This window comes from Vibrio mexicanus (assembly GCF_001012815.1).
GTDB lineage: Bacteria > Pseudomonadota > Gammaproteobacteria > Enterobacterales > Vibrionaceae > Vibrio > Vibrio mexicanus.
On record NZ_JYJP01000029.1, the window covers coordinates 1 to 13,730 of the forward strand.

Here is a 13,730-nt window from a genome sequence, read left to right on the forward strand (position 1 = left end):
TCTAACGGGCAGCAAGGATAACTTAACAGGGATGCGATATGATTCGTGAAATGACCAAGTCTGATTTTAAGCACTTTTGGCCAACCTTTTCTCAAATTCTGACTTCTCAAGAAACGTATGCCTTTGACCCTAACATGACGCTTGAGCAATCTTTTGCATTGTGGTGCTCCATACCAACGCAAGCGTTTGTTTATGAAGATGATGGTGAGATATTAGGCTCATACTACATTAAACCCAATGGTGTTGGACCAAGTAGCCATATCTGTAATTGCGGTTATATGGTGTCGGAAGCGGCGAGAGGAAAAGGAATCGCGCGCAAATTGTGTGAGCATTCACAAGCGACAGCGTTGGATCTTGGTTTCAAAGCGATGCAGTTTAATAGTGTGGTTTCAACCAACACAGTCGCAGTAAAACTTTGGCAAAAACTTGGATACCAAATTATTGGTACAATTCCCAGTGCATACAAGCACAGAATTTCCGGATATGTTGATTGTTATGTCATGTTTAAATGGTTATCCAATGAACTGGACGGCAATGAACTCACTCAAGGAACTCAATTTGACATAGTGCAGGGTTGGTCTTCAAAACACACACAAGTTATGGCAGTGATCTATGAGGAAGCGTTTGGTCCAAAGTTTCAGGGAGCGATTTCTAGTAAGAATCAGCGTATTTCCGTCTTGGGGAAATGTTTCGTGCCAGAATATTCCTTCGTTGCGTTTGATGGTGACAAACCTGTTGGTATCGCCGGGTTTAGTGATGGAAGTGGTTCATTAACCGGTGGTATTGGCGCCAAAGGTTTGATTAAGGAACTGGGGCTGTCGAGAGGTTTATGGGCTTGTTTGGTGTTTAGTTTGTTTGAGCGCAAACCGGAGAGTGGTGAGTTGGTCATGGATGGGATTGTCGTAGACAGCAGTGCACGTGGTCTGGGGGTTGGCTCACGCCTTTTAGACAAGATAATTAATTACGCTCAAGACAAAGGTTTCAAATCAGTTCGGTTAGATGTGATTGATAGCAACCCAAGAGCGAGAAAACTGTATGAATCGAAAGGGTTCGTCGCAACAAAAACGGACTCATTTGAGTACCTGAAATGGCTAGTTGGATTTTCAAGCGCGACGACTATGCATTTTATCATTAAAGACGACTGAGCCTTGGCAGAAACACCAAGGCTCTCATTGTTTATAAGCTACTTAAGAGATAGCAAAGATGACTACAGAGTAACCATGAAAGACTGGTTCAGTGGAATTCGGAATTCTTTGCCCATCATGTCATACACATTGAATTGAACGGTATTCCAGTTATCTTCAAAGTTGTATTCAAAGACACTCTCACCTGTTTCTAGGCTTTGAGTCAGTGTCCATTCTGTCGCGTAGCTTGATACGCCTTGGCCGTTACCGAAATCTTTGTATGGAGCGTCGGCTGGGACTCTAAATGGAACCGTAGAAAGTTTCATCATCGCGCCTCGGTCAGAAGTTGGCTCGTGTAATTTGCTCACAAAGTAGCTTGCGTGAACAAAGCGGCTTGGAGAGTTACCGTTACCAATAGAACCGTAATCAGTATCTCGAGTCGCGTCGTCCCATGTATGTTTAACCGCGTTACGTGTTTCAATTTGGTACTTCATCGACGGATCATTGGTCATCACCATCGCTTCTTCGCCGCGGTATGTGTTTAAACCGTCTTCATCAACTTCGATCACTAAGCGGTCGCCACTTTTGTCGGTGACAGACCAATGCAGCTTCATTTCCACTGGCATTCCATCCATCATCAGTGTCCCGTATTTTAAGGTAGGAAGAGCATCGACGACTTCTTCAACTGATGCATAGTTTGCCAATAGGTACTCGCCAAGCGTGAATTGAGACAGTTCAGCGTCGCTAACAATGCTGCTCATTGTCATGTCTGGATAGAAAAGGGTATCGACTTTCATACCCTCACTATTCACGCCATCAGCAACCAATTCGCCGTAAGCCAAAACAGCCACAATGTCGTACTTCACGGTATAGTCACCGCCATGGCCATTACCTTGGAGTGAGCGAACGTCGCCTTTGTTAATGTTGCCAAGAATAGGGTTCGTCGATTCCATCCAGTCCATCGTACGAGAAGTGTAAGTACCAAGATCTGTATTCCATGCAACAGAAGTACACGCTTGAGCTATGCCAGAAGAAAGAGTGCCTGCAAGTAATGCGATAGTTAGTGCTTTAAGTTTCATGTTTGTATCTCCGAATCATTAAGGAACGATTTGAAGTTTACGTGTGTTTTATACTTCTAATAACTCTCATATGACGGATGAAACTCGTCATATGTTTTCTTAGACTACGTAAAGTAGGACGATAAGGACAAACATAGTTTTCACGTTTAGACTTGAGTGTTTATGTTAGACTGCCACCGCTAATTGATGGAGGCAATCAATGCTACTTAATCCACGACTCAAACAACCACGCATCCATTGACGATTTTTGCCATTCTTATTTCATTAGATTTGCAATTAATCGGAGTGTGTTATGCAAGAAAAACATTGGTCGGAGTATCAGCTTCTCCATGAAGTTGTGACCAACCCAAATATTACCGTTAAAGGTCAACACAGCTACTACAGCGATTGTTGGGACAATGGATTTGAAGAGTCGGTGGTTCGGTATTTACATGGTGACAAGATCAGCCGTAATTGGGAGCCTCGCTGGGAGGTCGACAAGCTTTTTATCGGCGATTATGTCTGCATTGGCGCAGAAGCGGTGATCATGATGGGAGGAAACCATACCCACAGAATGGATTGGTTCTGTTTATATACATTTATGGATTTCATCGAAGAGGCCTATGAAGGTAGAGGTGAGACTGTGATTGGTGATGGCGCATGGATTGGCATGAGAGCGATGATCATGCCCGGAGTAAAGATCGGAGAGGGCGCGGTCATTGCCGCCAATAGTGTGGTGACGAAAGATGTTGAACCCTATAGCGTAGTTGGCGGCTCACCTGCAAAAGCAATAAAGCTTCGCTTTGAACCTGAGATTATTCAGGCTTACTGGCCATGACGATTTATGACTGGCCGAAAGAGAAGTTCGACACAATGAAACGTTATCTGTGCGCTTCTGATATTCACAAGCTCAAGCAAGCCTCGTCTGAGTACGATTCGCAACATTCCTAAAGCACTAACAACGAACCCAATGACTCATCATTGGGTTCGTTGCTTATTAACTTTATAGGCGTGTTGGTGCATATTCGCTTTAGTATTAGAACTTGTCTAATATTTCGTCATAGCGACTTCTGCCTGACAGATTTTGTTGTTTCAGTTGATTCAAACCATTTTGCAACTTATTGACGACTGAATCGTCGGTGTCCTTATTAACTGCGTAATAAATGCTGCCTTGATCAAGAACGTAAATGGTTTCGAATAAATTGGGGTCGATACCCACCTGTTTAGACCACCAGCTCGCCCCGCGCTCGCCATACACTAGTAGATCAATTCGATTCTTCATTAATTTCTCTAATAGTGCCGTTGCGTGCGTGCCTTCTTGCATTGACTGTCTTGGGATACCCAAATTAAGTAGCATTTGCTCGCCAATTCCATCTTTGACGACACCCACTTTGTATTTAGCCATATCAAGAGGAGTAGCCACAGTTATGTTTGCGTCTTTTCTGGCCAGTACAACCAATTTTACATCGACAATTGGACCTACCCACTTAAACAGGTTTTCCCTGTGCTCTGAGCGATTGGTAGAAAACAAAATCGTATTCTTTTGAGTCAAAACGGTGCTGTACGATGCAGGCCAAGCCTGAAGAGTGACTTGATCTCGGTTTACTGGCTCACCGATTAATGCACTGGCTTCCAAGAGTATCTCTACAGAGTGGCCAGTTATGACACCATCCTCCAGATAATTACTGGGCGGGTACTCTTCGGTGTAAAAAGAAATCTCTCTTAAATCAGTTTGGCCACCGTAAGAGCCCCAACTCACTATACAGAGTAGAGTCGCTACCCACAGTTGGTGGTTCAAAATGCTTGATTTCATGAGGCGCTCCGGAAACACACATAACATTAAATTTAGTCTAACTTGAACAATCTCAAAAGGCCATGAAGGGATATTATTATCAATAAGACTACTCTACTTTTCGCCAATCTTTAGGAGGTGTGAGCCCCCAGCGAGCCATCTCCGTCGCGTGATAGATGGCTTGACCATTTCTACCGACCATAATTGGAATGTCATTGGCAGATTTGCCACCTAAGATAGCCATAACGCTTTCACCCGCAGCCTCGCCTTGGCTCTGTCCAAATAGCACCACACCGCCTGCAGCCTTTCCTTCACCGACAGAGAAATCCCAAAAGCCAAAAAGTGGAACGGGGGATTGCTCATTAGTCCACGCTAGAATTTGTTCGGCAGGCACATTAGTACCGCTGTCATCCACAATGGTGTGATAGAGCCCGACGATGATAGCGCCAACGCCATCTTTATAAGCGGATTGAACTTGTGTGCGCCATTCGGAAAGGGTTGAAATAGTGAATATTTCAGCCTCCAAAGAGAGCGAGTCGCTAATGGCTCTGTATTGCCGGCCTAAATATTCCTGAGCAACCTTCGACGTCACACCAGAATCGAACAACACTCTGATCTTTTTGCGGTTGTGAGGCAACATCAAATCAATTTCACTCATGGTCTTAACGAATAGAGGTTGTTCTAATACGCCAGTGATTTTGGCGCGTCCTTTATACTGCGACAGAAGCTTTCTAGGATTGGAATTGATGCCAAGAAAAACGATAGATATCGGTTCATCAAATAGCTTAGGTAGCATATAGGTGAGGGCATTATCGTCGCCAAGAATGACAATTGATGGGCTCACCCTTAAGTATTCCTGATAGGCGCGTTTGGCAGAATTTTCATATTCCGATTTGGGTAAGCGTTTGGTATCCATTTGGAACTTATAGAATTGAATGTCTTCTGATAACTTCTTTTCTATACCCCGGATATAGCTTTTATCCCACGCATATTCGCTGTGATAGCTTTCAATCAGCAAGACGGTGGAAGCCGCGGAATAACCGCTCCACAAACACAGAAAAAGTAGTATTTTCATAAGCCGATCCCCTTCGATGAAGTATAGCTTAAACGACTGCACTCATTAGGAAACTTTGCGCCTATACTAAATTTACAAGGTGTTGAAATGGGTGCGAGATGGGAAAAGTTCGCAAGTTTGAAGAAGGCGCAGATCATCCATTGTATAGCCGCATAGGGCGTAGGATCATCTTGATTATGATTTTGCTCAGCGGCGCGATGACCTTAGCGACGACTTTGATGCAACTTTATTGGGATTACAATAAAGAGTTCAGTGATGTAGACCAAAGGCACGCGGAAATCCGAAACGTGCACGCAGACTTGCTTGCTGCCTCTTTATGGAATTTTGATTTAGTCCTGTTGCAGCAGAGATTGGATGGCTTGGTTAACTTACCCAAAATTGACTATCTAGAAGTTAGATCAGATCGCTATACCTTCAGTGCGGGAGTGAAAGTCAAAGAAAACGCACTGTCGCATAAATACCCCCTCGCTTACAAAGACAATATTTCGGATCGGTCAGAAGTGATTGGTGAGATTTACGTCGAATCCAATACTCAAGCTATATATGCGTATTTGTTGCAGCAGTTTTTCGTCACTTTAATGCTCAATGCGCTAAAAACTATGTTTGTCTGTTATCTCATTCTAATGGTATTCCATAAGAGCGTTAACCGCAGGGTTTTTGATGTAGCGAGATATTTACGTGCGTTCGATCCTACCTATCCAGTGCCGCCTTTGAAGCTTCCATATGACAAATGGATCATGGAAAAAGACGATGAGCTCACTTGGCTTGCAGAAGAAACCAACAAGATTACCGACGATGTCACTACCCTCTATCGAAACATTAAATTGGAACAAGAACGTTTTGCAGACTTTGCACATACAGCCTCTGATTGGTTGTGGGAAACTGATGAAAATGGCCGAATCATCTATTGCTCACAGGTGATGGAACGTGCATGGAACATTAACGCACAAGCCAAACCATGCATCAAAGAAGTGCCACAATTTGAACTACTCAATAACTTGAGAGTCCAGCTTGCACTTGAGCAAGACTTTTCCTTGTGCGAGGAAGGTTTTGAGATTGACGCACAACACTATCACGTGATGTTTCAAGCTAAAGCTAAATTTGATGATGGGGTATTCAAAGGCTTTCGTGGCAGCGTCATAGACATTACGGAACTTAAAAGTGCGCAGCATGAACTTCAAAAGCTAAATCGAAATCTGGAAAAAACCGTGGCAAAACGAACTCATGATTTAGAAAAAAGTCTAGAGCAACTCCAAGAGGCGCAAGAGCAGCTAGTACAATCTGAAAAACTGGCCGCACTAGGTGGCCTAGTGGCCGGTGTTGCCCATGAAGTAAACACTCCACTTGGCGTTTCGGTGACCGCGGCGTCCGTGATTAAGGAAACAGCCTTACAACTTAATGAGATGTTCGAAAACCAAACATTAACTCGCCGCGAATTTACGGAGTTGATGGATCAGATTCAGGAAGGCACCAGTATGTTAGAGAGCAACTTGGGCCGTGCAGCGCAACTGATTCAAGACTTCAAACAAACGGCTGTTGACCAAGTGTCAGAAACTCGCAGTGATTTTAATGTAAAACACGTTCTTGAAGCGCTGGTTACTTCTTTACATCCAGAAACCAGTAAAGTACCAGTAGCCCCCAACTTAAGGGGAGTGATGAAACACATATGAACAGTTTGCCTGGCGTGTTGACGCAAATCATCTCAAACCTAATTATGAATAGCATTCGTCACGCTTTTAGTGATCAAGATACCCCGGAGATCGTGATTTCCTTTGAAGATGAAGGAGAGCACATTATCTTTGAGTATCGAGATAACGGCTGCGGCGTTGACCAGTCGTTACACCAAAAAATATTCGAGCCTTTCTTTACCAGCAAGCGCGGGCAGGGCGGCTCTGGTTTGGGTTTAAACTTGGTGTTTAACCTAACCAACCAAAAGCTTAAAGGTGCGTTAGAATTTGAGTCAAAGCCTAATGAAGGCGTCCATTTTATCTTACGAATTCCGAAAGTAACTCCGATTCCAGAAGGTTCCATGCAAGGGCATGATTTTCAGATTTAGAAGCGTCTTTTAGACTACGAATGCACCACATACAGGTCCTTTTGTAAGGGGAACCCGTTTCGGTCAGATTTCACGTCTGGCTGCTTTCAATAATCACTACTCATTGTAAGTTTTCAATTCTTGATATTTTACGCTGGAAAAAAGTTTTTTGAGTATCACACAGTAACGCAATCTAACTTACTCATACCTAGATGCTTGAATTCGTTTGGTGGGTTTGGTCCTTCATATGAGATTAACGCGTTAATCAGTCACTTCATAAAATACACCCATCAAAAATATGGGGTGAACAAGGGGTGTTTGCTCTACGAAGAGAAACCTGAAATCTCATAGGGTTGAGATGTCAGTAATAAGAATGGCACCAACATGAACAAGTTATTCCAGCGTAGTAAAGTCGCAGCCTCACTGATCCCCTTATCATTACTCCTAACCTTTTCTGGCGGTGTAGTTGCAGAATCGAAATTAGAACTAGAACTGTCTGCCGACTTAAAAGGTAAACAAGTTTTTGAACACTATGGTTTGGATGAGAATATTCCAAAACTTGCGATGAGTTCCCTGATCCAAGGTGAACACTTGGTGGAACACGCAACTCGTAAAGTCATCATCGGTGATGAAGTCCGAGAGTCTTCGGTTTTCTTGGTCAAAAATACCGATACGAAAGGGAATATTGATTTAAGAATCAAATACAATCCTGAAAAACTCGATGGTCACGAGAATGTTATTGATGAAATCGAAAGCTACACTCGCACTGAGTATCGTCTTCGGAACTATGCACAAAGCTATGATGGTTCGTCAGTGGTGGCGACTGATCATGGTGATGGCAAGGTATCGATTGAATTTAACTATTCAAAATATGGCCTGCCTCAAGACATTGCCTATTTTCGTCACTTAAGCGTTGAAGTTAAGTTAGTCGATGGTGAGCCGATCACTATGGTTATCACTAACAATAACCCGTTTAATTACGACAAATATCGTGTCGATACTTACCATCAGATCATTGGTTTTAGACGTCTCGATAGTGGCAAACTGGTGATTGCGAAAAAGCATGTCGAAATCCACGGCAAAGCAAAAAAGAAACCTGTATCCCTTATTACGACCATAGAGCCTGTGGCCATCTACGATGAAGATTTAGGTGTGAACGTCTTGGCTCACCAAAGACTAGAAACCGTTTCTGATCCGAGAATGCATGAAGAGAGCGTCAAATTAGACCGAGTATTCCCTCTAATGGGCGATATGGTTCGAAGACAAGGTATCGATCTACCATTACCTTTTGGCATTTCAGCGGCGTACCGCAATCAGAATATGAACATTCCTTTCACGGATTTCGTGATTGAAGGGGTGGGGCTAAACGACTTGTTTGATCCACTGGGCAGTATCGGTGTGGTCAACGCGGAGAGCTTTACGCTGCGTGGAGACGTTAACATTCTACCGTTTTGGAATGTGTATGGTTTGGTCGGAAAGATTAATGTTGATGCCGATGTGGATGCGGAGTACACCGGCGAAGCGGGCCAATACATCCGCGATAAACTGAACAACAAACTCCCACATCTAGGTGATGCATTCTGTAACAAGCTTTATGCACTGTGTAATCAAGGTCGTTTAGATGTACCACTCCACTTGGAATATGACCTGATGGGTGTGGGTACCACACTGTCTCTTGGTTACCGCGAGTTCTTTGCATCAGTTAACGGAAGCTACACGACAACACGTCTTAAAGGTACTGATAACTGGGGTGATGGCATTATTACTGTACAGCCGATGTTAGGTTATCAGCTGGTGGACTACCGTGCGCAGCTGTTTGTTGGTGCTGAATATCAAGGTTTGGATGCACGCATGGACGGGCATGTGGTCGCGGGTGACATTGAATTTGATTACGACATTGGCGTGAAGCTAAATAACTGGGCTTACCTAGTTGGTTTCAACAAGCAGATTGGTAAGAACTACAACATCACCGCCCTGTACAACAAAGGTGAAACGCGTGATGCCATCACCGTGAACTTTGGCTACCGATTCTAGTAGTGAATCAATCATCAGCCACCAAACGTAAATACATAGGGCTTAGCCTGGCGTTAAGTTGGGCTGGTCTTAGGCAATATTATCGAACGGATTGAACCCATTAGGATGAGATTGAAGTGAGATAGGAGTGAACCATGACAACCAGTCAATTTATTATTGAAGCCATTACTGTACTCGGTACTGCGGCGTTCGCATTAGCGGCAGTGCTGGCCGCATTAGACAAAAAAGTCGACATTTTTTCAGTGACCGTACTTGGCGTAATTACTGCAGTTGGCGGCGGTACTATCCGAGATTGTATCTTAGATGTGACTGTGTTTTGGTCACAAGATCTTTCGTACATTGTGATTGCAATTAGCGCGAGTTTGTTTGGTTTTTTCTTTTTCCCACTGATTCAAAAAAAGAAAATCAACACGCTTTACTTGTACATCGACACGTTTGCCATTGCCATGTTTGCGATTCAAGGCACTGATAAGGCGTGGGAAATGGGATTTGGTGTACCTATCGCCCCTATTATTCTAGGCACCATTACTGCAGTAGGTGGTGGTGTTGTGCGCGACACATTGTTGCAGCGCCCAAGTTTACTGCTAACGAAAGAGCTATACGCTATTCCCGTTGCACTGGGCTGCTCGATATACAGCGGATTCCTTTTGTACGCGCCGGAGCTATCACAATTTGGTGCCATTTTATCCGCTGGCTTAATCGTGTACTTACGCCATATATCGATTCAAAAGCATGTGAATGTTCCCGATTGGGCGATTCTCCAACGGAAAAAATAATTGTCACAGTATCAAAGGCTGTTTGCTTGATACACCAGTTCTTCTCTTGCCACAGAAGTGGCAGGTTTGTCCATGCATGGAAGCTTGTTTGCCGGACATTCGTCCGGCTTTTTTTAAGGCAACACTATGCAATATTCAAAATTAATTAACGCATTGGCCGTAGGCAGTATTGCCTTGTCTGGTGCATCGTATGGGTCATTTTTCGATGAAGTTGACGGCCAGTTCGATATGGGCCATCACATCGCTGAGAATGCAGTCGGTTTTCTTCCTGTTCCAATCATTATTACCGAACCGGCAGTCGGTTATGGCGGCGGCTTGGTGGGCATATTCATGCATGAGACAGATGAGCAAAAAGAGGAGCGAAAACAAGCGGCAATGACGTCTTTAGATGGTGGAGCTCAACTGATGCCCGCATCAATAACAGCAGTCGGTGCAGCAGGTACACAAAATGGGTCTTGGTTTGCGTTTGCGGGCCACAGACATACTTGGCTAGACGACAAAATCCGTTACATGGGCGGCATGGGTTTAGGCCAAGCCAACCTGGATATTTATAAAGACATTAACTTTGAGGGTGTGGGTAACTTACTACCGCCAGTGAATACGACGTTCGGCTTTGATACTCAAACGACTGGGGTTGCGATGCTACAAAGTCTTAGATTTCGCGTCGCCGATACTCCCTTGATGTTGGGTATGAAGCAGTTGGCCTCTTATACTTCGGTAGAATCGAGCAATAGCGTAATCAACAAGTTTCTTGAATGGACGTTAGGGCAGGAGAGTATTACTTCCGGCCTAGGCGTATTGGCCGAGTATGACACCCGAAACAATCTATTTTACCCATCTTCTGGGTTTAAAGTCGCGGCTGATTACATGATTTATGATGAGAAGCTAGGCAGTGATTCTAACTATCAAAAGTCAAGCATTGAAGGTGAGGGCTACATCCCCATCACAGAGAAATGGACTATTGCATTTGCGGGAGATTACGAACGCTTTTCCACCGATGATCTTTTCATCTCTCCGACAACTCAGCCGTACATCAAACTTCGCGGCGTTGAGTCCTATCGCTATCAGGGGGATGAGATTGCGACGTTACAGGGCCAAGTCACCTACGACATTGACCATCGTTGGAAAGTGTCTGCATTTTATGGGGCAGGCCAAGCCAAAGAAGAGAGCCAGTTAAGCGAAACACAAGTAGTTGATGCTTATGGTGCAGGTTTTCGATATCAACTAGCGCGCCGCTATGGGCTGTTCATGGGTGTGGACGTAGCACGAAGTGAAGGTGATTACGCATTCTATATCTCTCTTGGTAGTGGATTCTAACCACTGGGCACAGTTGAGCTTGATTGGCATGGAGGGTTGTATCCTACATATGCGATTAACTTGATCAATCATGCCTACTTATAATCATTCGCAAGTCAGCACAAACGATTCAAAAGGAATGTGTATAGCGCATGGACACGCTTGTTTGAGCATAACATTCAAATTCAAACAAAGTGGATTATAAAATGAAAACGCAAAATACACTTATTACTCTTGGTATTTCGGCAATGCTAACTGCCTGTGGTGGTGGCAGTGCAGATAGCCAACCGGCTCCTACCAAACCAGAGCCACTAAAACCAGAGCCTTCTCAGATGATCAATATCGATCTTGGTTATGCCAACATAGAAGCTCAACGTGAGTCTGTTGTTGTCGACCGCCAAAATGGTGAGCAAGTCCGTGTTAACGTACAAGCGCTTAAAGGTATAGATTACGCAACCGCTGAACGCTTCTCACCAAGTCAGGTGATCGATTTGAGTGGCAAAGTCGATGCAACTCAATTTGGGTTTGCTTGCCCACAATTGAAACAGACAAGCGAAAACCAAGATGAAGATTGCTTGAACTTAAACATTTGGCGTCCAGATACGGTACAAGCCGGTGATGATCTTCCGGTTTATGTCTTTATACATGGTGGTGACTTTGAATATGGTGCCAGCTCTGAGCCTTTAGTTCACGGTGATACAGTAGTAGCCCAAGGCGTTGATGACAATAGTCCTTTTATCATGATCAGTTTTAATTATCGTCTTGGTGTATTGGGCAGTCACTGGGTTAAAGGTGAAAATGAAGATGGTAACTACGGGTTAGGGGATCAAGTTCGTGCGCTTGAATGGGTGCAGAACAATGTAGGCGACCTAGGTGGCGATAGCCGCAACGTTACGGTGATTGGCCAAGGTTCAGGTGCCATGTCGATCGGTTTGTTGCAGCAAAAGATGCAAGAAGGCACCTTGCCTTCGCACTATTTCCAACGTGCGATCATGCAAAGTAACCCTTATGGTTTTGAGTATCGCAATTACAAAAGTGCAAAGAGTCAGGATGACAAACTCGATCTTCAGCATGCTTCGGTAGAAGAAATTTTGGCGGAACAAGCAAGCATTTTGAGCTTACCAAACCAGATAGTGAGTTGGGCACTTAAAGGTGTTGGTTTATCAACGGCCTCTGAACGAACGCCAATGGGTACGCTTATGCCATTTTCGCCATACATGCTTTGTCATAAAACAAGCGCGATTACGACGTGTTCTGACTACCAAAAACAGCCATTCGACTATGACTTTTCGGTGCCAACCGTGATTGGCTCTAACGCCGATGATGCCAGTACGATGAGCATGTTGCCACGGTTGACCTTCTTAATTCCAAAGATAGTTGAGTTATTAGCAGATTCTCCAGAAGGTGATGTAGAGAGTGTATCTGTTTCGGAATTAGAAACCGCAGTATCTACTTGGTTAAGCGATGATGAAAACGTCGAGAAAGCAATAGCTGCTCTTAAAGGTGACGATGTAACGGTTGATTTGGACTTGCCAACCCTACCAGACACAGCTTATGAAGCGGTAAGCAAGCTGTTCTTTGGTAAAGACAGTACCGATAAAACATCAGAACTTTTAGCTTTGAATGACTTTGCGCCACACAACGAATCTGATCTCGGTTTAGCACTGGGTAACATGAGCCAGTTTAAAATGATGATGAACGACATGATTTTTGCAGGCCCAAGTCGTCAGAAGGCGTTGGAGTCTGAACAAAACGTGACGCTCTATCACTTTGCCTACAAGCCAAGTTTTAATGTTTGGACATATAACACCAAAGGTGAACAAGGCGATGTGGATGAGATTGACCTGCTCAAGAGCATCAGTTGTATCAGCGGTGCATGTAACGCTTCGGAATTACCATTTGTGTTTAACAAGGCGTTAAAACTTGATGGTAGCGCGGTATCACCGTCGAAAAAAGATAAAGCACTGATGGCGCAGATGTCCCGTCTATGGTTTAGCGACGAGTTGTTTGACAACTATCGCTATGACGCATCAAGCGATAGTGTACTGGAGTTTGACCAAGAGGGTGGTTACGGACTTGCGCTTGATTGGGACCGCTATGGTAATGCAGGTGATGATCCAGCGCTAAGTAACGGTCGTCTACTTGGTCTGCAGGAACTCGGAATTCTTGCCAACTATTTCTAACGAACCCCTAATCCTAACTAAGTACGCTATCCGTCTGCCAAACAGGTCTAAAGAAGCAGGCATGTAAAGAGGTAAGGAAACCTCACTGTTAGTCACGCTTGTTATCCAATTTTAATATTTTGATGAATCCAGAGGTGGGATATGCCACATGAATTTACTTTGGGGGAAGTTTACCTTCCACCATTCTTAGTGGTCGCTTTCATTGCTTATATGGCGACTAATTTAATATCCGCTGTCGCAGCTAAAACGGGCACTTATCGCTTTATCGCTGCGCCAGCTATCTTCGAGTTAAGTGTTTTTGTACTCCTTTGTTGTGCACTTAGCCTATTGCTACCAATTGTATAAACGGTGAACTCC

8 protein-coding genes and 4 pseudogenes are annotated in these 13,730 nt (G+C 44.2%); 9 read left to right on the forward strand and 3 right to left on the reverse strand.

The features are described 5' to 3' along the window. Positions 1 to 38: 38 nt before the first annotated feature. Both UA76_RS05585 and UA76_RS05590 read left to right on the forward strand, forming a co-directional pair. Positions 39 to 515, forward strand: a pseudogene (locus UA76_RS05585) (N-acetyltransferase family protein); the annotation flags it as partial. Between the two features lie 192 nt (positions 516 to 707). Next, positions 708 to 1,145: pseudogene (locus UA76_RS05590) on the forward strand (GNAT family N-acetyltransferase); the annotation flags it as partial. A 62-nt stretch (positions 1,146 to 1,207) separates the two neighbouring features. Here the strand turns inward: UA76_RS05590 and UA76_RS05595 are convergent. Next, entirely contained in the window at positions 1,208 to 2,203 is a 996-nt protein-coding gene (locus UA76_RS05595) for a linear amide C-N hydrolase (RefSeq protein WP_047043884.1), read from the reverse strand. 292 nt (positions 2,204 to 2,495) lie between these two features. Between UA76_RS05595 and UA76_RS05600 the strand changes: the two are divergent. Further along, a pseudogene (locus tag UA76_RS05600) lies at positions 2,496 to 3,133 on the forward strand (CatB-related O-acetyltransferase). Positions 3,134 to 3,218: 85 nt separating this feature from the next. On the opposite strand, the gene UA76_RS05605 reads toward UA76_RS05600, so the two are convergent. Together UA76_RS05605 and UA76_RS05610 are read right to left on the reverse strand one after the other, a co-directional pair. Next, positions 3,219 to 3,995 (reverse strand): substrate-binding periplasmic protein, encoded by a 777-nt coding sequence (locus tag UA76_RS05605; RefSeq protein WP_047043885.1) that lies wholly within the window; start codon positions 3,993 to 3,995, stop codon positions 3,219 to 3,221. 88 nt (positions 3,996 to 4,083) lie between these two features. Next, positions 4,084 to 5,049 carry an ABC transporter substrate-binding protein gene (locus tag UA76_RS05610; RefSeq protein ID WP_047043887.1) on the reverse strand — a complete coding sequence of 322 codons (966 nt, stop codon included), beginning with the start codon at positions 5,047 to 5,049 and terminating at the stop codon, positions 4,084 to 4,086. 98 nt (positions 5,050 to 5,147) lie between these two features. Between UA76_RS05610 and UA76_RS05615 the strand changes: the two are divergent. From UA76_RS05615 to UA76_RS22900, 6 genes and pseudogenes are all read left to right on the forward strand, one after another. Further along, positions 5,148 to 7,105: pseudogene (locus tag UA76_RS05615) on the forward strand (sensor histidine kinase). Positions 7,106 to 7,468: 363 nt separating this feature from the next. Then, complete coding sequence (locus UA76_RS05620; protein WP_047043889.1) at positions 7,469 to 9,118, forward strand: hypothetical protein; 1,650 nt, start codon at positions 7,469 to 7,471, stop codon at positions 9,116 to 9,118. A gap of 134 nt (positions 9,119 to 9,252) precedes the next feature. Continuing rightward, complete coding sequence (locus tag UA76_RS05625) at positions 9,253 to 9,894, forward strand: trimeric intracellular cation channel family protein (RefSeq protein ID WP_047043891.1); 642 nt, start codon at positions 9,253 to 9,255, stop codon at positions 9,892 to 9,894. Positions 9,895 to 10,020: 126 nt separating this feature from the next. Next, positions 10,021 to 11,211, forward strand: coding sequence for a BamA/TamA family outer membrane protein (locus tag UA76_RS05630; protein WP_047043893.1), 1,191 nt, complete (start codon positions 10,021 to 10,023; stop codon positions 11,209 to 11,211). Between the two features lie 185 nt (positions 11,212 to 11,396). After that, entirely contained in the window at positions 11,397 to 13,373 is a 1,977-nt protein-coding gene (locus UA76_RS05635) for a carboxylesterase family protein (protein ID WP_047043895.1), read from the forward strand. A gap of 141 nt (positions 13,374 to 13,514) precedes the next feature. Continuing rightward, positions 13,515 to 13,718, forward strand: a complete 204-nt coding sequence (locus UA76_RS22900) for a DUF1656 domain-containing protein (RefSeq protein ID WP_075202542.1) — start codon at positions 13,515 to 13,517, stop codon at positions 13,716 to 13,718. Positions 13,719 to 13,730 lie beyond the last annotated feature (12 nt).

What these genes read in the sequence shown, in the direction of transcription:
- UA76_RS05595 (WP_047043884.1), bottom strand. Translation starts at nt 2,203, where the DNA reads ATGAAACTTAAAGCACTAACTATCGCATTACTTGCAGGCACTCTTTCT.
- UA76_RS05620 (WP_047043889.1), top strand. Translation starts at nt 7,469, where the DNA reads ATGAACAAGTTATTCCAGCGTAGTAAAGTCGCAGCCTCACTGATCCCC.
- UA76_RS05610 (WP_047043887.1), bottom strand. Translation starts at nt 5,049, where the DNA reads ATGAAAATACTACTTTTTCTGTGTTTGTGGAGCGGTTATTCCGCGGCT.
- UA76_RS22900 (WP_075202542.1), top strand. Translation starts at nt 13,515, where the DNA reads ATGCCACATGAATTTACTTTGGGGGAAGTTTACCTTCCACCATTCTTA.
- UA76_RS05635 (WP_047043895.1), top strand. Translation starts at nt 11,397, where the DNA reads ATGAAAACGCAAAATACACTTATTACTCTTGGTATTTCGGCAATGCTA.
- UA76_RS05630 (WP_047043893.1), top strand. Translation starts at nt 10,021, where the DNA reads ATGCAATATTCAAAATTAATTAACGCATTGGCCGTAGGCAGTATTGCC.
- UA76_RS05625 (WP_047043891.1), top strand. Translation starts at nt 9,253, where the DNA reads ATGACAACCAGTCAATTTATTATTGAAGCCATTACTGTACTCGGTACT.
- UA76_RS05605 (WP_047043885.1), bottom strand. Translation starts at nt 3,995, where the DNA reads ATGAAATCAAGCATTTTGAACCACCAACTGTGGGTAGCGACTCTACTC.